Annotated in this window: 19 protein-coding genes; 17 read left to right on the forward strand and 2 right to left on the reverse strand. The window is 26.9% G+C overall.

The window, feature by feature from the left end; translation table 11 throughout:
* Positions 1-242 precede the first annotated feature (242 nt).
* The 8 genes from ACYUET_RS14895 to hisS all read left to right on the forward strand — a co-directional run bounded on the left by ACYUET_RS14895 (position 243) and on the right by hisS (position 11,855).
* Positions 243-2,345 (forward strand): methyl-accepting chemotaxis protein, encoded by a 2,103-nt coding sequence (locus ACYUET_RS14895; protein ID WP_460280900.1) that lies wholly within the window; start codon positions 243-245, stop codon positions 2,343-2,345.
* 517 nt (positions 2,346-2,862) lie between these two features.
* Positions 2,863-4,764: a sigma-54-dependent Fis family transcriptional regulator gene (locus ACYUET_RS14900; protein WP_460280902.1), complete on the forward strand. Its 1,902-nt coding sequence runs from the start codon at positions 2,863-2,865 to the stop codon at positions 4,762-4,764.
* Between the two features lie 405 nt (positions 4,765-5,169).
* Positions 5,170-6,336, forward strand: coding sequence for an iron-containing alcohol dehydrogenase (locus tag ACYUET_RS14905; protein WP_460280903.1), 1,167 nt, complete (start codon positions 5,170-5,172; stop codon positions 6,334-6,336).
* A gap of 278 nt (positions 6,337-6,614) precedes the next feature.
* A complete protein-coding gene (locus tag ACYUET_RS14910; RefSeq protein WP_460280905.1) occupies positions 6,615-7,505 on the forward strand; it encodes a sulfide/dihydroorotate dehydrogenase-like FAD/NAD-binding protein in 891 nt (296 codons plus the stop codon).
* Positions 7,505-8,896 carry an NADPH-dependent glutamate synthase gene (gene gltA, locus ACYUET_RS14915; protein WP_460280907.1) on the forward strand — a complete coding sequence of 464 codons (1,392 nt, stop codon included), beginning with the start codon at positions 7,505-7,507 and terminating at the stop codon, positions 8,894-8,896. Before ACYUET_RS14910 ends, gltA begins: the two co-directional genes overlap by 1 nt.
* 289 nt (positions 8,897-9,185) lie before the next feature.
* Positions 9,186-9,608: a nucleotidyltransferase domain-containing protein gene (locus ACYUET_RS14920; RefSeq protein WP_460280909.1), complete on the forward strand. Its 423-nt coding sequence runs from the start codon at positions 9,186-9,188 to the stop codon at positions 9,606-9,608.
* Complete coding sequence (locus ACYUET_RS14925) at positions 9,589-10,047, forward strand: hypothetical protein (RefSeq protein ID WP_460280911.1); 459 nt, start codon at positions 9,589-9,591, stop codon at positions 10,045-10,047. Before ACYUET_RS14920 ends, ACYUET_RS14925 begins: the two co-directional genes overlap by 20 nt.
* Positions 10,048-10,559: 512 nt before the next feature.
* Entirely contained in the window at positions 10,560-11,855 is a 1,296-nt protein-coding gene (hisS, locus tag ACYUET_RS14930; protein ID WP_460280913.1) for a histidine--tRNA ligase, read from the forward strand.
* Between the two features lie 499 nt (positions 11,856-12,354).
* Here the strand turns inward: hisS and ACYUET_RS14935 are convergent, their stop codons facing one another.
* Positions 12,355-13,425, reverse strand: a complete 1,071-nt coding sequence (locus ACYUET_RS14935) for a bifunctional lysylphosphatidylglycerol flippase/synthetase MprF (protein WP_460280915.1) — start codon at positions 13,423-13,425, stop codon at positions 12,355-12,357.
* Positions 13,426-13,744: 319 nt separating this feature from the next.
* On the opposite strand from ACYUET_RS14935, the gene tlp reads away from it, so the two are divergent.
* Positions 13,745-13,972: a small acid-soluble spore protein Tlp gene (gene tlp, locus ACYUET_RS14940; RefSeq protein ID WP_460280917.1), complete on the forward strand. Its 228-nt coding sequence runs from the start codon at positions 13,745-13,747 to the stop codon at positions 13,970-13,972.
* Positions 13,973-14,286: 314 nt separating this feature from the next.
* Here tlp and ACYUET_RS14945 read toward each other — a convergent pair whose 3' ends face one another.
* On the reverse strand, positions 14,287-15,237 hold the full coding sequence (locus ACYUET_RS14945; RefSeq protein WP_460280918.1) for a TDT family transporter: 951 nt from the start codon (positions 15,235-15,237) through the stop codon (positions 14,287-14,289).
* 219 nt (positions 15,238-15,456) lie between these two features.
* Here ACYUET_RS14945 and ACYUET_RS14950 point away from each other — a divergent pair, with 219 nt between their 5' ends.
* From ACYUET_RS14950 to ACYUET_RS14985, 8 genes are all read left to right on the forward strand, one after another.
* A complete protein-coding gene (locus tag ACYUET_RS14950) occupies positions 15,457-17,532 on the forward strand; it encodes a molybdopterin oxidoreductase family protein (protein WP_460280920.1) in 2,076 nt (691 codons plus the stop codon).
* A 63-nt stretch (positions 17,533-17,595) separates the two neighbouring features.
* Entirely contained in the window at positions 17,596-18,780 is a 1,185-nt protein-coding gene (locus tag ACYUET_RS14955) for a molybdopterin molybdotransferase MoeA (RefSeq protein WP_460280922.1), read from the forward strand.
* 13 nt (positions 18,781-18,793) lie between these two features.
* A complete protein-coding gene (locus ACYUET_RS14960) occupies positions 18,794-19,351 on the forward strand; it encodes a molybdenum cofactor guanylyltransferase (RefSeq protein ID WP_460280924.1) in 558 nt (185 codons plus the stop codon).
* 12 nt (positions 19,352-19,363) lie between these two features.
* A complete protein-coding gene (gene mobB, locus ACYUET_RS14965; RefSeq protein ID WP_460280926.1) occupies positions 19,364-19,852 on the forward strand; it encodes a molybdopterin-guanine dinucleotide biosynthesis protein B in 489 nt (162 codons plus the stop codon).
* 59 nt (positions 19,853-19,911) lie between these two features.
* The gene (locus ACYUET_RS14970; protein WP_460280928.1) at positions 19,912-20,931 is read left to right on the forward strand and encodes a molybdopterin-binding protein; all 1,020 of its coding nucleotides are present in this window, start codon (positions 19,912-19,914) and stop codon (positions 20,929-20,931) included.
* Positions 20,932-20,936: 5 nt separating this feature from the next.
* Positions 20,937-21,410, forward strand: a complete 474-nt coding sequence (moaC, locus tag ACYUET_RS14975; RefSeq protein ID WP_460280930.1) for a cyclic pyranopterin monophosphate synthase MoaC — start codon at positions 20,937-20,939, stop codon at positions 21,408-21,410.
* A 24-nt stretch (positions 21,411-21,434) separates the two neighbouring features.
* Positions 21,435-22,403 carry a GTP 3',8-cyclase MoaA gene (gene moaA / locus ACYUET_RS14980; protein WP_460280932.1) on the forward strand — a complete coding sequence of 323 codons (969 nt, stop codon included), beginning with the start codon at positions 21,435-21,437 and terminating at the stop codon, positions 22,401-22,403.
* Positions 22,404-22,406: 3 nt separating this feature from the next.
* Positions 22,407-22,844, forward strand: coding sequence for an MOSC domain-containing protein (locus ACYUET_RS14985; RefSeq protein WP_460280934.1), 438 nt, complete (start codon positions 22,407-22,409; stop codon positions 22,842-22,844).
* Positions 22,845-22,851 lie beyond the last annotated feature (7 nt).

The raw sequence follows: 22,851 nt of genomic DNA on the forward strand, positions 1-22,851 counted from the left end.
CTTAATATGTTATGCTTCGTACTTGTTTCTATTTATTCCATAGTGTATTTAAGCGGAAATTACTTTATAAATTTTTAAAATCACATAATTATTAATTATTTTATTTACATTTTTATTCTAGAAATTTAAGTTGCTAAAAAAGTTTTACTATGATAACCAATATTTATTAAATAATAAAATTTATAAAAATAAACATCGATTGTAAAAAAAATTAACATATTACTTAAGGGGGCAAGTGAATAATGCAGAATAAGAAACTTATGAAAAAAAACAATAAAAGTGTAAGTATAAAAAAGAAATTGGTCATGTCTACAATAATTATCAATTCTATAGCTTTTCTATCAATAGCCGTATTTTTATTTTTTATGATAACTTCTTATAATACTAAAAATTTTAATGAAAAAATTTTACAAAATCAAAACAATTTAGATGAATATTTAAAAGAATATTTTGATGGAATTGAAGGCAGCATAAATACAATTGAAGGATCTATGGATATAAAAACTTTAAAAGATAATAATATCACTACATATGTTGATAAGGCTTCTGAAAGTGGGAGCTTAAAAATGACTCCTTTAGAAAATGGTCAGATTGAATCAAATTTATATAATTATTTTAAAGCATTTACAGAGGGTAATAGTAAAGTATCAAGTATAGCATTTGGTGGGGATAATAATGGTGGATATTTGCAATATCCAGCAGTAGATAGAAAAAATAATTATGATCCTAGAGAAAGACAATGGTATAAAAGTGCAATAGCTACAGATAAAATTAGTTACACGGATGCAAATGTAAATACTAATGGGGAGTTTAATCTAGCAGCTATAAAGAATATTAAAGTAGATAATAAATTAATAGGAGTATTAAATATAGAAATTTCATTAGATAATCTAGCTGACTTGAGCCAAAAATATAAAAATGGAGATAATGGATTTGTAATAATATTAGATAAGCAAGGTACAGTTATTTCTAATGGGAAAGATTCAAATTTAATAGCTAAAAATATAAAAGAATTAGGTATAGATGGTCTTGAAGAAAAAGATTTAACTTCTAATACAAAAAAAGAATTAACTATATCAGGAAATAAATATATTATGTATACAGAAAAAAGCTCTAAAGATAATTTACCATTAACATATTTATCATTTGTAGAGAAAAGTGAAATAACTAAAGCTGCAAATCATATGATGCTTTTAATTGGGATTATAGCAATTGCATTTATAGGTATAATAAGTCTAGTTTTCATAAAGATTATGGAAAAGTTAGTAAAACGCATTAATAATATATCTAATAATTTAGAAGTAATAGGATCTGGAGATTTAACAGTACAATTAGATAATGAAGTATTAGATCTAAATGATGAAATTGGGGTAATAGCTAGGGCTTCTAATAATATGCAAAATTCAATAAAGGATATGTTATCTGTAGTAGGACTTAGTTCTGACGAAGTTCAAGTCAAAGGAAATGAAATTAGTAATGTTTCAGAAGAAATAAAAAATTCTGCAAATCAAGTATCTTTAGCAATTAATGATGTTTCTAAAGGAGCTTTAAATCAAGCAGAAGATTTAATAAATATAAATAATAAATTAAATTTATTTTCTGATCAAATAGATAATATAGTTATTCATATAAATAATCTAGAAGAGAATTCAAAAGCAGTAAAAGATATAAATGATAACAATAAAAATGTAATGACAGAACTGCTAAATACATCGGATAAAGTTAATAATAATGTTAAAACATTCAATGATATGATGATAAATCTTAATAATAGCATAGCTAAAATTGCAGATATAACGAGCATTATTAATGGTATAGCTGAACAAACTAATTTATTAGCTTTAAATGCAGCTATAGAAGCATCTAGAGTTGGAGAAGCTGGAAAAGGTTTTGCAGTTGTTGCAGATGAAATTAGAAAACTTGCTGAAGGTAGTAAACATTCAGTAGATGAAATAAATAATTTGGTTACTGATAATATGAAATCTATGAAGGAATTGATGAATGCTTCAGATGAAGTTGGAGTTAACGTGTCAAATCAAATTAATATAGCGAATCTTGGTGTACAAGCCTTCTATAGTATGAATGAAAAATTAGAGGAAATAATCCCTAAAATATTTACTATTAGTAAAGAAGCTATTAATATTAATAATAACAAAAATTCAATATTTAAAAATGTTGAGGATGTAGCTTCTGTAGCACAAGAGGTTTCAGCATCTAGTGAAGAAATAGTAGCCTTTTCTCATGGACTTGAGGATATAACAATTAGAATGAATGATTTATCAACAGAGTTAAATGATATAGCTATTGAAGTAAAGAATGGATTAGATGAATTTAAATATAAATAAAAAGTATTTAAGATTAATTAATAGCTTGCTATTAACTTAAACTTACTTCCTTGTCTGGCACAGAAGATACAACGCTTCTTTTGTATATTATTTTATGTGCCTAAAGGCAGAATTTTATATAAAAATTTTATAAAAGATTATAAATGTAATAACTTAATTAGAATATATAATTAAGTAGAGAATTATAAATATGGGATATATAGTTTAATATAACTATATATCCTATATTTTTTTATTCTTTAGGAAATTATATATTTTAAAATTTGTGGATAACTTTTAGAATATCTTGTTTTAGAGGTATTATAAGTACCACCTAAAGAATAAAAAGAAAATATACTAGTTTACTAAAGTTTTTTTACATATATATGGGGAATTAGAAGCATGAAATCTACTAGGTTATTAATAAAAGAATCATTATAGTTATAATTTGTACAAAAAAATGAAATATGATAGAATGAGTGATATTTGAAGAAAGTTGAAGCAATGAGACTAGTTATAAAGAAAGATGGGTTGCACTATGGAAAATAAAAAAATATTAATTGAGAATTCTCATAAAAGAAGTGAAAGCTATGGTGTTAAAAAGAAATCAAATTATTCAAAAAAAATTCTTTCAGGAGAAAGACTAGAAAAGATATTGATTAAAAATAAAGAATTAATAGAAGTATCTAAAGTATATATTGATATGGTTTTTTCTGCTGTAATGGATAATGAATTTATTATAGTACTTACAGATAATAATGGATGTATCTTATATATAAAAGGAATAGAAGAGAACATTAGTAAGTTAGATTGTATTAATATTAGTATTGGAGCTTATATGGATGAACAAAATATAGGTACTAATGCGATGGGAACTGCGATTAAAGAAGATAAATGTGTTCAAATAACTGCTAATGAACATTATATACATGGTCTTCAAGGATTAACTTGTTCAGCTGCACCTATTCATAATTCTAAAGGAGATATTATTGGAACTTTAAATTTAACTGGAAGAAGTAATATGAAACATCCACATACATTAGGATTAGTAGTTTTTGGTGTAAAGGCAATTGAAAACGAATTAGATAAGAAAAAAATAAGTAATATCTTGACTCAAATGTATAACTATATGGAAAGTGTTATAGAAAATTTAGATAAAGGTATTATGATTGTAGATAAAGAAGGGAAAATAACTAATATTAATAAATTTGCAGCAGAAATTTTTAATAAAGATAAAGAATTATTGTTAAAAGAAAAAATACAATATATTTTGCCTAATTTAGAAAATATATTAGAAAAATTAGATACAGATGAAAAAACTATTATTAAAGAATTAAAGTTTAGTCATACAAGTAGATATAAGACAAAGTTAGTTTTTAAAGGAATTAGGCATAATAAAAAAATAGTTGGAATGGTTGTAACTATGAGTAATGAAAAGGAAGAAAAAGGGGTAAAAGATTCAACTGGAGCATTTTTTAGCTTTAATGATATTATAGGAGAAAGCGCAGCTATTAATAATGTAATAACAAATTGTAAGATTATATCTAACAGTCCCTCGACGGTTTTAATTCAAGGGGAGAGTGGAACAGGAAAAGAAATTTTAGCACAAGCTATGCATAATTATAGTTTGAGAAGAAACAATAAGTTTGTTGCAATAAATTGTGGAGCTATACCTATTAATATAATAGAAAGTGAATTATTTGGATATGAGGATGGTACATTTACTGGAGGGAAAAAAGGTGGAAAAGCAGGTAAATTTGAAACTGCAAATGGAGGTACTTTATTTTTAGATGAGGTTGGTGAAATGCCATTAGATATGCAAGTTAAATTGCTAAGAGTACTTCAGGAAGGTAGGGTTACAAGACTAGGAGGAAGTAAAGAAATTCAGATAGATGTTAGAGTAATTGCAGCTACAAATAAAAACCTAAAAAAAGAAGTTAAGAAAGGGACTTTCAGAGAAGACCTATATTATAGATTATGCATTATTCCAATAACTTTACCACCTTTAAGAGAGAGAAAAGGTGATATAGAAAAGCTTATAGAATATTTTTTAAGAATAAAATCTTTTAAGCTAAATAAGCATATTCCTGAGATTAAAGGAGAATTATATAATAAGTTATTATCATATAATTGGCCAGGTAACATTAGACAGTTAGAAAATTATATAGAAAATATAGTTAATTTAGATGGAATTCTATCATTCGATTTATGGGAAGATAATGATGAGAGGATAAATCAGGTGATTTTTAAGGAAGATAAGGGTAATTCCAAAAATTTACAAGTTAAAGAAGAAGATTTTAATTTAGAAGAATTAGAAAGAAAAACTATTATAGAAGCTATAAAATCATATAATAATAATATAACTAAGGTGGCAAAAGTTTTAGGGATAAGTAGAAATACATTATATTTAAAAATTAAAAAGTATAACATAGAAGTGTAATAAAATTGAACAGTGTCCTAAAATAGTACAATAAATAATAAACGAATTGTACTATTTTAGGACATTTTTATTTTTGTAGAATGTATATATCGCAAATAACCAGAGTATGTTAAAAAAATAATAAAAAAGCATGTTTTAATATTTTATAAAACATTTATTTAATGAAAATTAGTTTATAGCTCATTATTAAATGAGTTTCTTTCATTCTATGAAATAAAATATATGGTTAAATGTTTTAGATATTGTCTTTTTTCATATAGAAAAAATAAAAAATTTTAATATTATAAAAAGTTGGCACAGCTTTTGCTTATATATAGTATTGATTGTACATGTTTGTGAATTTAATAACAAACATATATACATAAGGTATATAAATAAAGGATAAAACTTTAGGAGGAATTAATTATGGCACGTTTTACATTACCAAGAGATTTATATCATGGAGAAGGATCCTTAGAAGCACTTAAAACTTTAAAGGGTAAGAGAGCTTTTGTAGTAGTTGGTGGAGGATCAATGAAAAGATTTGGTTTTCTTAAGCAAGTTGAAGATTATTTAAAAGAAGCAGGAATGGAAGTTGAGTTATTCGAAGGTGTAGAACCAGATCCATCTGTAGAAACAGTAATGAAGGGTGCAGAAGCAATGAGAAACTTCAAGCCTGATTGGATAGTTGCAATGGGTGGAGGTTCACCAATAGATGCAGCAAAAGCTATGTGGATATTCTACGAATACCCAGATTTTACTTTTGAACAAGCAGTTGTTCCATTTGGATTACCAGATCTTAGACAAAAGGCTAAATTTGTAGCTATTCCATCAACAAGTGGTACTGCTACAGAAGTTACAGCTTTCTCAGTAATAACAAATTATACAGAAAAAATAAAGTATCCTTTAGCTGACTTTAACTTAACTCCAGATGTAGCTATAGTTGATCCAGCATTAGCTCAAACTATGCCAGCTAAATTAGTGGCTCATACTGGAATGGATGCATTAACTCATGCTATAGAAGCATATACAGCATCATTAAGATCAAATTTTTCAGATCCATTAGCTATTAAAGCAATTGAAATGGTTAAAGAAAATTTAATTAAATCATATGAAGGAGATAAAGAAGCTAGAAACTTAATGCATGAAGCTCAATGTTTAGCTGGAATGTCATTCTCAAATGCATTACTTGGAATAGTTCACTCAATGGCTCATAAAGTAGGGGCTGTATTCCACATACCTCATGGATGTGCTAATGCAATATTCTTACCATACGTAATTGAATATAATAGAACAAAATGTGAAGATAGATATGCTGATATTGCTAGAGCATTAAAATTAGAAGGAAATACAGATGCAGAATTAACAGATGCATTAATAAAAGTAATTAATGAGTTAAATGATCAATTAAGTATTCCACATTCAATGAAAGAATATGGAATTGAAGAAGCAGAATTTAAAGCTAACCTTAAATTTATTGCACACAATGCAGTATTAGATGCATGTACAGGATCAAATCCTAGAGAAATAGATGATGCAACAATGGAAAAATTATTTGAATGCACATACTATGGAACTAAAGTTAATTTATAAGATTATTTAGATAATAAATTAATTAATAATGAGGTAAACTTAACTTACTTAGTTTTATAATTAAGTTAAAGTTTTAAAATACACATACTTAAACTCTCAGTAAAACAATTGCTCTCGTATAAGAGAGCTTTTGTTGTTATTAAAATAAACAGGAATATCATAGAAAAATAACAAATAAAAGTAAGCGCTAGACTAGGCACATAAAAGAAAATACATAAATTATTGGCTTATTATTTTTTGAATATGACTTAATATCAAAAAACACAGGAGGTACTGAAATGTACAAGATAACAAGTAAAAGAGAACTTACAAATAATATATATTTAATGGATATAGAAGCTCCAAGAGTTGCAAAATCAGCTCAGCCAGGCCAATTCATAATTATAAAGAATGATGAAAAAGGGGAAAGAGTTCCACTAACTATTGCAGATTATAATAGAGAAAAAGGAACAGTTACTATTGTTTTCCAAACAGTAGGAAAGAGTACACAAGAGTTAGCAAAATATGAAGTTGGAGAATGTGTAGCAGATTTTGTTGGACCATTAGGTCAACCAAGTGAATTTATTCATGAAGATTTAGAAGAATTAAAGAAGAAAAAATTAATATTCATTGCTGGAGGAGTAGGAGCAGCACCGGTTTATCCTCAAGTTAAATGGATGCATGAAAATGGAATAGATGTAGATGTTATAATTGGATCTAGAACAAAAGATTTATTAATATTAGAAGAAGAAATGAAAAAAGTGGCAGGAAATCTTTATGTTGCAACTGATGATGGATCATATGGATTTAATGGTAGAGTTACTGATTGTTTAATAGATTTAGTTACAAATAAAGGTAAAAAATATGATCACGCTGTAGTTATAGGGCCAATGATAATGATGAAATTCATGGCAGCTTTAACAAAAGAATTAGAAATCCCAACTACAGTAAGCTTAAATCCAATAATGGTAGATGGTACAGGAATGTGTGGAGCTTGTAGAGTTACTGTTGGAGGAGAAGTTAAATTTGCTTGTGTTGATGGACCGGAATTTGATGGACATCTAGTAAATTATGATGAATCAATGAGAAGACAAGCAATGTACAAGAGTGAAGAAGGAAGAGCACAATTAAAATTAGAAGAAGGAAACACTCATAACCACGGTGGTTGTGGATGTAAGGAGGATAAATAATGAATATGCAAGATAGAATGAAAAGAACACCTGTTACAGAACAAGCTCCTGAAAAGAGAGCTAAAAACTTTGGTGAAGTATGTTTAGGATATAAAGAAGAAGAAGCTGTAAAGGAAGCAAATAGATGTTTAGGATGTAAGAATCCTAAATGTGTAGAAGGATGTCCAGTATCTATTAATATTCCAGGATTTATAGAAAAAGCTAAAACTGGAGATTTTGAAAGTGCAGCAAAAGAAATAGCTAAATATAGTGCTTTACCAGCAATTTGTGGTAGAGTATGTCCACAAGAAAGCCAATGTGAAGGTAACTGTGTACTTGGAATAAAAGGAGAAGCAGTAGCTATAGGTAAATTAGAAAAATTTACAGCTGACTGGTCAAGAAAAAACAATATAGACTTAGCATCAACTGAACCATCAAATGGTAAAAAAGTGGCTGTTATAGGTAGTGGTCCAGCAGGATTAACTTGTGCAGGAGATTTAGCTAAAAAAGGATATGATGTTACTATATTTGAAGCTTTACATGAAGCAGGTGGAGTTTTAGTTTATGGAATACCTGAATTTAGATTACCTAAAGAAGATGTTGTTAAAGCTGAAATTGAAAACATAAAGAAGTTAGGAGTAAAAATTGAAACTAACGTTATTATAGGAAGAACAATAACTATAGATGAATTAATGGAAGAAGAAAAGTTTGATGCAGTATTTATTGGCTCAGGAGCCGGACTTCCAAAATTCATGGGAATAGATGGAGAAAATGCAAATGGAGTATTTTCAGCAAATGAATTCTTAACAAGAGTAAACTTAATGAAAGCATTTAAAGAAGGATATGATACACCTGTTAGAGCTGGTAAAAAAGTTGCTATAGTAGGTGGAGGAAATGTTGCTATGGATGCAGCAAGAACTGCATTAAGATTAGGAGCTGAATCACATATAGTTTATAGAAGAAGTGATGCAGAACTTCCAGCAAGAGCAGAAGAAGTACATCATGCTAAAGAAGAAGGAGTAATCTTTGATGTTTTAACAAATCCAACAGAAATCTTAGTAGATGAAAATGGATGGGTTAAAGGAATGAAATGTGTTAAAATGGAACTTGGAGAAGCTGACGCTTCAGGTAGAAGAAGACCWGTWGAARTTRAAGGWTCAGAATTYGTTATGGATGTWGATACAGTAATAATGTCACTTGGAACATCACCAAAYCCATTAATATCTTCAACAACTAARGGWTTAGAWATWAATAAGWGRARATGTATARTWGCAGATGAAAATGGATTAACTACTAAAGAAGGYGTTTATGCTGGTGGAGATGCAGTTACAGGTGCTGCAACAGTAATACTTGCTATGGGAGCTGGAAAGAAAGCTGCTCAAGCTATAGATGAATATCTTACTACAAAATAATTTAAAATAAAATATATATACATACACACTTATAAAAATTCCTTATTAAAATTCATTAGTAAGGAATTTTTTTATTTTTGATAATAAATAAAATATATAGACATTCTGGTATATTTTTTTACCTATGTTTTAAGGAAATATTAATAAAGTAAAATTTAGTGAAAGCGTCCATTTATATTATAATATCAAGATTATTTTAAAAGATAGATTTTTAAAAATAATTTAAATTTATGTTATAATGAAAGTAATAATATATAAAACTTAAAATATTATGAAAGCAGGGATAAAGGTGAAATTATTAAGTGATTTAAAAATAAATAATATAGATAATTTAATTTCATTAGCTGTATTTGGTAGTTATGGGACTAAATATTGGATAAATGGTAAAAGCGACATAGATATTTTAGTTTTAATGGAAAAAAGACAAGATATAATGGATGAGTTTGATTTAGAAGAAATACTAGAACCTATTTTAGAATCTTATTTTAAGTATGATAAAATACATTTAACATTTATTAATATGAGAGATTATGATAGTATTTTTGCAAGACAATATATAGATAGTGATGATAAATTAATTGTAAATGATTTTAAAGAAATTGATTTTAGATTATATATAAATAAATATTTAAGAGAAAATGATTGGCTAATAAAAAAAATAAAAAAAGATAACAAAGTAATGGAGGAGGCTCATGGTAGCAGCATATTATAAATATAAGAAGGAAAGTTTGAATTTAAAATTTAATAGTGCTAAAGATACATTAAAGCTTATGCAGGGAGCTATAAAGGAATATAAATTAACAGAGTCAGTTTATATAAAAAGAGCGATAATAGGCTACTTTCAGGATTTTTCAGAGTATATTATTGATATGTCAGAAACATATCTTGTAATGAATGAAAATTATGTGGATGGATATTCAGGTATTGAACTAATAAAAAAATCTAATTTATATGGATTTATCGATGATGATTTAAGTAAGTTTTTAATTTCTGCAATAAAACTTAGAAATAGATATACACATGATTACTATAAAAGAGAGCGTGTAGAGAAGGATATATTAGAGTACGCAATTTCTAAGATGGAGTTATTAGAAATTTTTCTTAAAATAACAGAACAAAAAGTTAAGTTAGATGCTAAGAATATTTTTTAAATATATTATAAACGTAACTAATTATATTAAAGAAACAGTAGGGAAGTTTTGTTTTAATACAGAATTAACTACTGTTTTTCTATTTCTAAATTAATTTATAAATAAGAGCAATAATAGGAATTATATAAATATGTCTTAAAATTATATTAGAATATAATATGGGGAACTGTATCACAAATAAGTATTATTTAGGTATATATATAGAATTTAATTAGGATTTTTTCATGTAATAAATTTTACAATAAGAATTGAATATTAAATAATTAAAATGTATAATATTAGTAATATTATTTTAGGAGGAAAGTTATGATAACACTTAATACTAGTAAACAAAATAGAATACATCATCATTACTAGAGACTTGGTCTGTAAAAAGCAGATACAAGTCTATCAACATTAGGCTTGTATCTCTAGGTAATGATAAATTAAGTGAAATCATAATTTATTTAGAGCCATGTGGGATATATGCCTACATGGCTTTTGTTATATAAAAATACATAGGAGTGATTAAAATGAAAAGAAATATTATAAAACCAAGTATATTACCAGGATTTATGGAGTTATTACCAAATGAGCAACAAATATTTAATGATATAGTATCTAGAATAACAAAGGTATATGAAGATAATGGATGTTTAGCAATAGATACGCCAATAATAGAAAAAGCAGAAGTATTACTTGCAAAGACAGGAGGAGAAACAGAAAAGCAAGTATATAGTTTTCAAAAAGGAAAAAACAATTTAGCTTTAAGATTTGATTTAACAGTACCATTTGCTAGATATGTATCCCAATATTATAATTACTTAGTTTTCCCATTTAAAAGATATCAAATAGGAAAAGTATATAGAGGTGAAAGAAACCAAAAAGGTAGATATAGAGAATTTTATCAATGTGACATTGATGTTATTGGTAAAGAAAAATTAAGTATAGATAATGATGCATGGGTTATAAGTCTAGCTTCTAAAGCTTTTAAATCGATAGGTTTAAATAATTATAGATTTAAAATAAGTAATAGAAAGATATTAAAAGGTATATTGAATGAATTAGAAATAGATAAGACTAATGAAGTTATGATATTAATAGATAAGTATGACAAGATAGGTAAGGATGTTTTTCAAAAGGATTTAGAGAGTCTTATAGGTGCTGAGAAAAGTCAATATATTAATAGAGTATTAGATATAAAGGGTAATAATAAAGAAATAATAGAGGAACTTTTAAAACTTAATATTAAAAATAAAGATTTTATTGAAGGAATAGAAGAGTTAAATAAGGTCTGTTATATATTATCAATATTAGGTGTAAGTGATGAAGAATTTGAAATAAATTTAAAGATTATAAGAGGTTTAGATTATTATACGGGAACAGTTTTTGAAACTATATTAATAGGAAATGAAGGTTATGGTTCTATTTGTTCAGGAGGAAGATATGATAATTTAGCTGAAAATTATACTAATAATATATTACCAGGAGTAGGCATATCAATAGGGATAACTAGATTATTTTTTGTTTTAAAGGAGATAGGATTTATAGATAAATATAAAATGAAAAATAAGTTAGATTATTTAATAATACCTATAGGTGATACAATTGAATATTGTGTTGAAGTAATGAAATACCTACAACAAAACGGAAAAAGAGTTACAGTTTATTTTGAAGAAGATTCATTAAAGAAGAAAATGAATTATGCTAATAAAATAGCTGTTAGTGATGTAATATTAATTGGTGAAGAAGAGGTAGAAAAGAGAAATGTAAAAATAAAAAATATGGATTTAGGTGAAAGTAAAAATCTTGATTATAAATTATTATAAAGTGCTATCATTTACTATTAAATATAAATAAGTATATAAGAAGTTATAAAGGTTTTTGTAATTATATAAAGCGATATAGTAGTTAATAAGTGTAATATTAGTTTTTTATATTATTGAATTCAAGGTAATTAAAAATAAAAAGAATATTTTTAAAATTATTTGAACATATTATAAAGGCAACTAGTTATATCAAGAAACAGTGGATAATTTTGTTTTAATATAGAATTATCTGCTGTTTTTATATTATTTTAAATAATCGCTATGTTTTAAGTTTTAGAGTTCTTAAATTAAATTTCTCTGTCCATGAGATTTATACTACAATATCGACACTGTTTTAAAACATAGGCTAAATAATAAGAATTTAAATTAATACTATTTAATAAAATACATTGGGACAGTAGATATATTTTTATTAGCTCTAAATAGCTACTGTCCCTATTACTAAATTCAAATAAAAATTCATATTAAATTTTATTAATTATAATTATATTAGATAAGGTTATCTATTTTTCAATATACTTTCAATCATGCTTTTAAAGACTCTATTTCCATTTTTTGCTTTGATTATTACATAGCCTATTTTTAACAAGGATATACTTTTATCATATGCTATATACCGTTCTACCCAATGTGTAGGAGAAAACTTTTTTTTATAATTAAATAATTTCTTAAATTCATAATCACATTTTACATTGTTATATATATAATTCATGCATTTTTCAAGTGATGTAGATTTATAATTTTTTGTATCTATTCCTACAAGGGGGGCAATTCCAAGACTTACATTTTCTATACCTTCATCTTTCATTTTCATAGCAGATGTAATAATAGCATGTTCCATGGCACCAGGAGCAGAATCCAATCTTCTTCTCATTACATCTAAAAAGTAAGACTTCCCTTGGTTGTATGGTGAAAACATAAGGATTGCTTGAATTTCATCTGATTTATCTAGAGAAATAAAGTATCTCCTGTCTAGTGGATTGTCAAGATGCATTTCCCCCATTGAAAAAGTCAATTGCCCATTTTTAGCTTTAAACCACTGATTTGATACTTGGTCAATTTTATTTTCTAAAGTTAGATCTCTAGAGCTTTTAGGATTATACTCTATGACTTTTAAACCTAAATTATTTGCTCTTTTAATTTTTTGACGTAATTTTAAAGTTTTTTTACCTATTATTTCATAACTATCTAATTTTAATACAGCTTCTTCTCCATATTTAGAAACAACAAATTTTAAATTTTTCAAAATAGTACTTGTTTCTTTAGTTATTGAAGAAAAACAAACCTTAACTTTCATTCTTTTACAATAATTTATAAATTCAAGAATAAATTCTTTTTTATCATTACTATCACATATTGGATCTCCAATACAAAGAGCTACCTTATTTACTATGACATATGCAATAAAGCCATCTACATTTTCAGATAAAAATATACTTCTATCTTTTTCAAAGGATAAATAATTTAATGAATCATTTCCATACATTTTAATTAAATATTCTAAGTAAGTATTATCATAATTGTCAATCGGAGTTTTGAAAGCAAGTGTATTATCATATAAGTATTCCATTAATTCTGCACCTCATTAATAAATTTAAATATCATTTATATATTCGAATTTAGTTTTTTTAGCTTTATAAATATATAAGGTTTTAAATTTGGGGATTTATCCAAAATAAGTAAAAGTAAATTTCCTAAAAATATAATAAATTTAGATTTATTTATTTTATAAATATAAAAACTACTACTATTATTTGAAATAATAAGAAATTGAACAAAATTTTTTAAGACATAATAAATATATTTAAACAGATAATAAACAAGAAAAGTATTTAAATACATAATACTTTATTAAAAATAAATTAAAAGAATAAAGGAGAGATAAAATTATGTATAACAAACCAGATGATAGAAGAAATAATGTAGATAGAATTCAACATAATATTAGTAATACTATTCAAAATATTCATCGTGCAGATGAAATGATTGAAAAAACAGATGATGAAAAGATGAAAAAAACATTGAGTGATAAAAATGATAGAAGAGAACAAGCTCTTAATGGTATGAGAGCAGAAATTAAAGACGAGGCAATAGATAAACAAAATAGTTATAGATAATAATGAAGAAAAGTTTTTAAATAAGGCACATTAAAAAATAATAGACCAGTATGTTCGTCTATTTGATCTATTATTTTATTTCATGTGCCTAAGAAAATAGGTTGCGATTTTTCGCAACCTATTTTTATTCTTTAAGAAATTATATTTTTTTAAATCTATGTATAAATCAGATTGTATTTTTAATTAAAGTTTTAGAAATAAAATCTAAAGAATAAAAAAGAAAATATATTTGCCTGCCAGATTTTTCTCACATAGGTTCAAAAAGGCACATGCGTAAAAAAATCGATGGCTCCACAGTTGTCTTGGCGATTTTTTTATTTTGTAAATTTTTTAGCAGGGATGTCCATTAAGAAATGGAACACAAATTTATAGAATACAAAGCAGATTACACCAGTTGCAATAAATAACTCAATACCTGCTATTTCATTAACTATTGCACCTAAATTTTTAAAATCAGTTTTTATTAAATATCCGCTAACTTTAACTGAAGCAACTGTTGATACAGCTAATGGGAAGGTAATCGCTGCAAAAGTTGGGTTAAAGTTTAATTTAAATATTCTTGGGAAGTTTATATAAACATATATAGTTGTGATTAAGCAAAGTATAAAGAATAAAGAAACTATATAAATGCTTGGATTATTAAATAAAGTTATATAACTTATAACACAAAGTGAAGCAGGTGCAGCAAAAATGCAGATTAATGGATATTGAGCATCTGGAACTTCAACAGTGCAAAGTCTATATATAACTACTGGTAAGTAAGTTAAGAATGAGATTACAACAAAGTAAAATACAGGCTTAACTATATTTTGTGTATGCATTGCTGGACTTGTAGTACATGAAACTGAAATACCAACTAAAAGCACATACCAGCAAGGTAAAACTGACTTTATATCAAATTTTTTAACAACATGTGTAATTAAAAAGAAAATTACAAAGAAAATATTAATTATGAATCCGATATACCATAAAGTTAAAGCAAAAGTATGATTAAACTTTAAAAAATAAACTGCAATATTCATTAATAACATTGTAGCTGTTGGATATAGTGCCATTAATATTGGATTATTCATTTCTTTCCACATTACGTCAGGATGTTTTAAGAACCTTAAAAACCAAAATATTAAAGCTATTAATCCTATGTAAATAAAGATACTTCTTACAGCATTAAATTCAAAATTGGGATAAAGACTTGTAAGAGTAACTGCACCTAGACATGTTCCAATAAATCCTATTGGATAATCTTTTAATTTAATTTTGTTCAAAATAATCACCTCAAAAAATTCTAAAAATTTAATTGCTTCTTAAATATACAGAAATTTAATAAAAATATATGTGATAAATATCACAAAATTTAAATAAAAATATATGAAATTTGTCTAAAAAGTATTAAAAATATCTAAAAACGTGATAAAAATCATATTTATTATATATTTTAAATGATAAAATTTAAACAATTACGTGAGTAATAAGGAGTGATGTTAATGATAAAACAATCAGTTTGTAATTATTGTTCTACAGGATGTAACTTAGAATTTAACTTAGAAGATGGCAAAATTCAAAAGATTACAGGAAAAAAAGGTTATCCTGTTAACAATAATATGGCTTGCATAAAAGGTTTAAATTTAGATAAGCAATGTTCGGTTTATGGGAAAAATAAATTACCTCTATTAAGAGGTGTAGATGGAAAAATGCATGAAATTTCTTGGGATGAAGCATTTAAAGTATTTTCTCAAAGAATGAAAGAAATTGAAGATAAACATGGAAAAGGGAGATCAGCTTTTATAAGTACAGGACAATTACCAATGGAAGAGATGGCTCTTTTAGGATATATAGGAAGAGGAATGATGAATATGGAGGGGGACGGTAATACAAGACTTTGTATGGCAACATCAGTTGTAGCTTATAAGCAAAGTTTTGGATTTGACGCTCCACCTTATACTTTAGAAGATATAGAACTTACTGATACGATGATATTAATAGGAGCTAACCCAGCAGTAGCACACCCTATTATTTGGGGAAGAGCTAGAAAAAATACAAAAGCTAAAAAGATAGCTATAGATCCAAGATTTTCAGAGACAGCAAAAGCTTGTGACGAATGGTATGGGATTAAACCTAAATCAGATCTTTACTTCTTATATACATTAGCTAATGTTTTAATAGAAAAAGATTATATAGATAGTGATTACATAAACAAACATACTGAAGATTTCGAAGGATTTAAAGAACACGTTTCAAAATATACTTTAGAAAAAGCAGAAGAAATAACAGGTATTTCTAAAGAAAAAATAATGGAATTAGCAGAAATTATTAATAATGGCCATAAGGTGTCGTTTTGGTGGACAATGGGGGTTAACCAGGGTTATGAGGCTGTTAGAACTGCTCAAGCTATAATAAACATCGCAGTAATGACTGGAAATATTGGAAGAGAAGGAACAGGTCCTAATTCAATAACAGGTCAAAGTGATGCTATGGGTTCAAGACTTTATAGTAATACTGCTTGTCTTTATGCTAGCAGAGATTATGCTAATCCAGAAGACAGAAGGTTTATAACAGAAGTTATGAATATAAAAGATGAGTATATTCCAACTAGACCAACTAAAGCATATCCAGAAATAATAAGTGGAGCTATAAATGGTGAAATTAAAGGAATGTGGATTGTTTCAACAAACCCCGCAGATTCATGGATTGATAATAGCACATTTATAGAAGCTCGAAAAAACTTAGATTTCTTAGTAGTTCAAGATTTATACTCAGATACTGATACTGCTAAAATGGCTGATTTATTCTTACCTGTTGCACCAGGAATAAAGAAATCAGGAACATATATAAATACTGAAAGAAGATTATCAGCATTAATTCCTATAGTTGAAAAGGAAGAAAATGAATTAACTGATTTTGAAGTTTTACAAGGAATAGGTAAAGCTATAGGAATGGAGGAAGAATTAAAAGGTTGGGAAACAACAAGAAAAGTATTTGAGTTACTTCAAAAATCATCAGAGAATACTCCATGTGATATAACAGGAGTAGATTATGATGAAATGGTTAAAGATTATAACGGAGTTCAATGGCCACTTAAAAAGGGTGAATCTTTGAAAAATGATCAAAGAAGGTTATTTGAGAATGGTAAATTTTATAGACCAAATGGAAAAATGAAATTTATGTATGAAGATGTAAAGATTAATGAAGATAAACAAAGTGAAAAATATCCTTATATTCTGAATACAGGAAGAGGAACAGTAGGTCAATGGCATACTCAAACTAGAACTAGAGAAGTTCCAGTTATAGAAAAGATGATTTCAAAAGAAGCTTATATAGAAATAAGTAAAGAGATTTCAGATAAATTAAATATAAAAGACGGAGATAAAATAGAAGTGGCTTCTGTTAATGGTAAGAGTGTATTAGTAAAGGCTAAAATAAATGAAGGCTTACAAAAGGATGAATTATATGGACCAATGCACTATAACGAAACAAATATTTTAACTCGTGGTTCATATGATGCATACTCAAAAGAACCTTCATACAAGTTTGCAACTGTTAATATAAAAAAAGTAAACTAGTTAATTAGTATGTCTACTTAAGATGGTAGGCATACTTTCTTATAAAAAGAAAGAGGGATAAATATGGTAAGTTTAGAACAAGCTGAAATTTTGCTCCTTAATAAAATACCAAAGCTAAAAACTGAAAAGATTTCGTTAAATGAGGCTAGAGGTAGAATACTTAGTGAAGATATTTTTGCAACTATAGATAATCCTCCATTTGATAGATCTCCTCTAGATGGATATGCAATAATAGCTGAAGATACCTTTGATCTAACAGATTTTGTAGAATTAAAAGTTATAGATACTGAATATGCAGGTTATATTTCAAAAGAAGTTGTTAAAAGTAAGACTGCAATTAAAATTACTACTGGCGCAAAAATTCCAGAGGGAGCAAACTGCATAGTTAGAAAAGAAGATACTGAATTTCTTGATGAATATGTTAAAGTATTCGTAAGTCTTAAGCCTTATCAAAATTATTGTTTTAAAGGAGAAGACTATAAAGAAGGACAAAAACTAATTTCTAAAGATATAAAAATAACTTCATCTGAAATTATGGCACTATCAAGTCTCGGCATTAAAGAAGTACATGTCTATAAGAAGCCTATTGTTGGAATAATTAATACAGGTGATGAAATACAAGAAATTGGAACAAAATTAGAAATAGGAAAAATCTATAATAGTAATGGCTATTTTCTAAAGAGTAGACTTGAGGAGCTTGGATGTATAGGGAAAATTTATGATATTATATGTGATTCTGATGAAGAGATAGTTAAAGCTATAGAAAGTTTAGAAGATGAGTGCGATATTATTATTTCTACTGGAGGAGTTTCAGTTGGAGAAAAGGATATAGTAAAGGAAAGTACGGTTAAGGCGGGATATGATATTTTATTTTGGAAAATTGACATGAAGCCAGGCTCTCCTATGTTTGCAGCTTATAAGAATAATAAATTATATATTGGATTATCAGGTACTCCTGTTGCGGCAGGTACAAGTTTTGAATTAACAGCAAGAAAAGTAATAGAAAAGATGTTTAATATTAAATCAAATAAAAAATATGGTTGTGTTCTAAAAGATGATTTTAATAAAGTAACTTTAAAGAGAAGATTTTTAAGAGTTTTTGTGGATGAGTTTAATAATGTTTTTATAAATAATGTCTATCAGACACCAGGTCAAGTTCATACCATGATAAACAGTAATGGAATACTTGAGATTCCTCCAAATACTGCTTTTAACAAAGGGCAAAAAGTTAATATACTAATGATTTAGTTTAGGAGAAATTATGAAAAAAAGTGCAGTAATATTATCAGGTGGCAAAAATTCAAGAATGAATTATAATACGAAAGCATTTTTAAAATTTTCAAAAGAAAGATTTATTGATTTGGAACTTAAAGCTATTGAGATGTTTGATGAAATAATAATTTCATGTAATGATGAAAAATCATATAAAGATTTAGGATATAAATTAGTTAAAGATGAGATAAGAGATATTGGTCCTTTAGGTGGAATATATTCATCTCTTAAAGAATGTAAATATGATGAGGCATTAGTTATAGCTTCAGATATGCCATTTATAGATAGAAATTTTATAGAAAAACTTTATAAATATGAAGTATCAAAAGATGCTTTAATTTTAAGAATAAACAGTAAGATTGAGCCACTTTGTTCAATCTACAAAAAAAAGTGTATAGATAAAATTTTGAAAATGATAGATAAGAAAGATTATAAAATTAAAAATTTAATTAATAATTTGAATATAGAGTATTTAGATTTAGATGATGAAAATAAAATTAGAAATATTAATACTGTTAAAGAATATGAAAGTTTAATTAGAAAGTAATGGTGAAGATAGATGCCAATAGTAGTTAATATAGTAGGGCAGTGTAGCAATGTTGGAAAGACTACTTTAATAGAAGGGTTAATAAAAGAATTAAAAAAAAGGAAATATTCAGTTGGGACAATCAAGCATGATATTCATGGCTTTGATATAGATAAAAAAGGTAAGGATACTTATAGACACAGAAAGGCTGGAGCGGATGAAGTAATTATATCTTCTAAAAATAGATTAGCAATTATAAAAGAATTAAAAGAAGAGATTAATCTTGAAGACATAATAGAAATGATGAAGGATAAGGATGTAATTTTAGTTGAAGGCTATAAAAACTCTAATTTAAAGAAAATTGAAGTATATAGATATGGATATAGCACAAACGTAATTACAGAATCTGAGAATTTGATATGTATTGCTACAGATTTTATAAATGAAGATGGAAAATATCTTCAAATCAATAAGGATCACTATAGTGAAATTGCAGATATTATACTAAAAACAAAGGATTAAGTATTATTTATTTTCTTTTATAACAGAATAATTAAACGCATTAATTAAGGGGGAAATATATGAAGAGTGTTGATGTAAGAGATGCTGTTGGTATGGTTCTTTGTCATGATATAACAAAGATTGTACCAGATGAGTTTAAAGGATGTGCTTTTAAAAAGGGGCATATTATAAAAAAAGAAGATATAGAAGAATTACTTAAGATTGGTAAAGAACATATTTATGTTTGGGAGAATAAAGAGGGAATGCTTCATGAAAATGATGCTGCAATTAGATTGAAAAATTTAGTATGCGGTAAAGGATTAGCTTTTTCTGAGATAAAGGAAGGGAAAATAAATTTTATAGCAGATAGAGATGGAATAGTTAAGATTGATAAAGAAAAGCTTTTAGAGATAAATATGTTAGGAGAAATAATAGTTTCAACTATTCATAACAATACACCAGTAAAAAAAGGTCAAGTAATAGGAGGAACTAGAGTAATCCCATTAGTAATAGAAGAAGATAAGATTATAGAAGCAGAAAAATTAACTAAGGAACCTTTTATAATTGTTAAAGAAATAAAAGGTAAAAAAGTTCATATGATTACCACTGGAAGCGAAGTTTATCATAGAAGAATAGAAGATAAATTTGGACCAGCAGTAAAAAAGAAAATAGAATACTATGGATGTGATCTTGAAAATCAAGTAATTCTTCCAGATGATAAAGATATGATAGTTAGTGAAATTAAAAAAGCTTTAGATAATGGAGCAGAAATGATAGTTTGCACAGGAGGAATGTCAGTAGATCCAGATGATATGACACCTACAGCGATCAAAGAGTGCGGAGCTACAATAATAAGTTATGGTTCACCAGTCCTTCCAGGAGCTATGTTCCTATTAGGATATTGTAATGATATACCTATAGTTGGATTGCCAGGATGTGTTATGTATTCAAAGAGAACTGTATTTGATTTAGTTTTACCTAGAATATTAAGTGATGAAAGACTAGATAGGAGGGAACTTGCAAAGCTAGGGCATGGTGGATTTTGTTTAGACTGTAAAGTATGCACTTTCCCATATTGCTCATTTGGTAAAGGAGAATAATTATTATGGATAAATTAACTCATTTTGATAGTAATGGAAATGCAATAATGGTTGATGTTAGTAACAAGGAAGTAACTAAAAGAATGGCAATAGCTACAGGAAAAGTTAAAGTAAGTAAAGAAACTATAGATCTTATTTTAAAAGATGAAATAGGTAAAGGTGATGTGTTTGGAGTTGCAAGGGTGGCTGGAATAATGGGAATGAAAAATACGAGCAATTTAATTCCTATGTGTCACCCAATTATGATAACAGGTTCTAGTATAGATTTTGAAATAGATAGAGAAAATAATGAGATTATTATAAAAGCTATGGCTAAATTAGATAATAAAACAGGAGTAGAGATGGAAGCTTTAACAGGAGTTTCAATAGCTGCTCTTACAATATATGATATGTGCAAAGCTGTTGATAAGAGAATGATAATTCATGACATTCATCTAGTTAAGAAGACTGGTGGAAAGAGTGGGGAATTTAATTTCTAAAGAATCTAAAGGTTCAAAAATGAGGTGAGGACAATTAAAGATAGATTTTTGAGAGAGGTAGATTACTTAAGAATTTCTTTAACAGATAACTGTAATTTAAGATGTATATATTGCATGTCTGATGGAAATGTAGAATTTACAAAAGAAAAGCTGACTAGTGAAGAAGTTATTAAAATAATTAAAGCCTCAGAGAAACTTGGAATAAAAAAAGTAAGGTTTACTGGTGGAGAGCCATTAGTAAGAAAAGATTTAATAGATATAGTTAGAGAAACTAATAGACTTAAAGGGATTGAAGATATTTGTATAACAACTAATGGAATGTTACTTTTAGATAAGGTACATGACCTTAAAGAAAATGGACTTAGTAAAGTTAATATAAGTCTTGATACATTAAACAAAGAAAAATATAAGAATATAACTCGTGGTGGGGATATAGATGTGGTATTAAAATCTATAGATAAATGTTTAGAACTTGGAATAAAAGTGAAGATAAACGTAGTTATTATAAGAGAAGTAAATGATGATGAAATCTTAGATTTAATGAATATTACTAGAGATAAAAATATTGATGTTAGATTTATAGAACTTATGCCGATAGGTGAGGGAAATAACTTTAATGGAATATCAAATGAAGAAGTAATAAAGCTACTAAAAGGTTCAGAATATGATATTTTAGAACATCAAAGAAAAGATGGTCCAGCAAGTTATATAAGATTAAAAGATGGAAAAGGCAAAATAGGATTTATTAGTGCTTTAAGTAATTGTTTTTGCGAGAAGTGCAATAGAATAAGGATAACATCAGATGGAATGCTAAAGGGATGTCTAAATTGGAAAGCTGGTATTAATTTGAAAAATAAGATGCAAAAAGGCATTTCAGATGATGAAATAAAAGAGTTAATTAAGAGTTCCATTTATAACAAACCAGAAAAATATTTATTTAAAAAAGATGATGAAAACAAAGAAATCAGATTTATGAATCAAATAGGAGGCTAATCTATGGGAAAGATAAAGGCGATATGCACTAGTGAAAGAAAAGGGACAATAAAAATAGAAGTACCAGAGATTGAATTAATAGAGGATTTTGGCTTAAAAGGTGATGCTCATGGTGGAAAGTGGCACCGTCAAGTAAGTATTTTAGAGTATAAAAAAATCGAAGATTTTAATAATGCTGGTGGTAATGTTAAATTCGGAGACTTTGGTGAAAATTTTGTGATAGAAGGAATAGAAGTTGATAAATTACCTGTAGGAACAAAGTTAAGAATAGGTGATGAAGCAGAAGTTGAAATAACTCAAATAGGAAAGAAATGCCATAATGAATGTGAAATTTTCCATAGAGTAGGTAAATGCATTATGCCAATACATGGAGTATTTAGCAAAGTACTTAAAGATGGAAATATAAAATTAAATGATTCTGTTCAAATAATTGAAAAGTAGTTTGATT

It is taken from the genome of Clostridium sp. CTA-5 (assembly GCF_054768135.1).

Excerpts from the sequence above, each read along its gene's own strand:
- tlp (WP_460280917.1), top strand. The coding sequence starts at position 13,745 with ATGTATAACAAACCAGATGATAGAAGAAATAATGTAGATAGAATTCAA.
- ACYUET_RS14950 (WP_460280920.1), top strand. The coding sequence starts at position 15,457 with ATGATAAAACAATCAGTTTGTAATTATTGTTCTACAGGATGTAACTTA.
- ACYUET_RS14905 (WP_460280903.1), top strand. The coding sequence starts at position 5,170 with ATGGCACGTTTTACATTACCAAGAGATTTATATCATGGAGAAGGATCC.
- moaC (WP_460280930.1), top strand. The coding sequence starts at position 20,937 with ATGGATAAATTAACTCATTTTGATAGTAATGGAAATGCAATAATGGTT.
- ACYUET_RS14900 (WP_460280902.1), top strand. The coding sequence starts at position 2,863 with ATGGAAAATAAAAAAATATTAATTGAGAATTCTCATAAAAGAAGTGAA.
- hisS (WP_460280913.1), top strand. The coding sequence starts at position 10,560 with ATGAAAAGAAATATTATAAAACCAAGTATATTACCAGGATTTATGGAG.
- ACYUET_RS14925 (WP_460280911.1), top strand. The coding sequence starts at position 9,589 with ATGGTAGCAGCATATTATAAATATAAGAAGGAAAGTTTGAATTTAAAA.
- ACYUET_RS14955 (WP_460280922.1), top strand. The coding sequence starts at position 17,596 with ATGGTAAGTTTAGAACAAGCTGAAATTTTGCTCCTTAATAAAATACCA.
- ACYUET_RS14960 (WP_460280924.1), top strand. The coding sequence starts at position 18,794 with ATGAAAAAAAGTGCAGTAATATTATCAGGTGGCAAAAATTCAAGAATG.
- ACYUET_RS14985 (WP_460280934.1), top strand. The coding sequence starts at position 22,407 with ATGGGAAAGATAAAGGCGATATGCACTAGTGAAAGAAAAGGGACAATA.
- mobB (WP_460280926.1), top strand. The coding sequence starts at position 19,364 with ATGCCAATAGTAGTTAATATAGTAGGGCAGTGTAGCAATGTTGGAAAG.
- ACYUET_RS14895 (WP_460280900.1), top strand. The coding sequence starts at position 243 with ATGCAGAATAAGAAACTTATGAAAAAAAACAATAAAAGTGTAAGTATA.
- ACYUET_RS14970 (WP_460280928.1), top strand. The coding sequence starts at position 19,912 with ATGAAGAGTGTTGATGTAAGAGATGCTGTTGGTATGGTTCTTTGTCAT.
- ACYUET_RS14910 (WP_460280905.1), top strand. The coding sequence starts at position 6,615 with ATGTACAAGATAACAAGTAAAAGAGAACTTACAAATAATATATATTTA.
- ACYUET_RS14935 (WP_460280915.1), bottom strand. The coding sequence starts at position 13,425 with ATGGAATACTTATATGATAATACACTTGCTTTCAAAACTCCGATTGAC.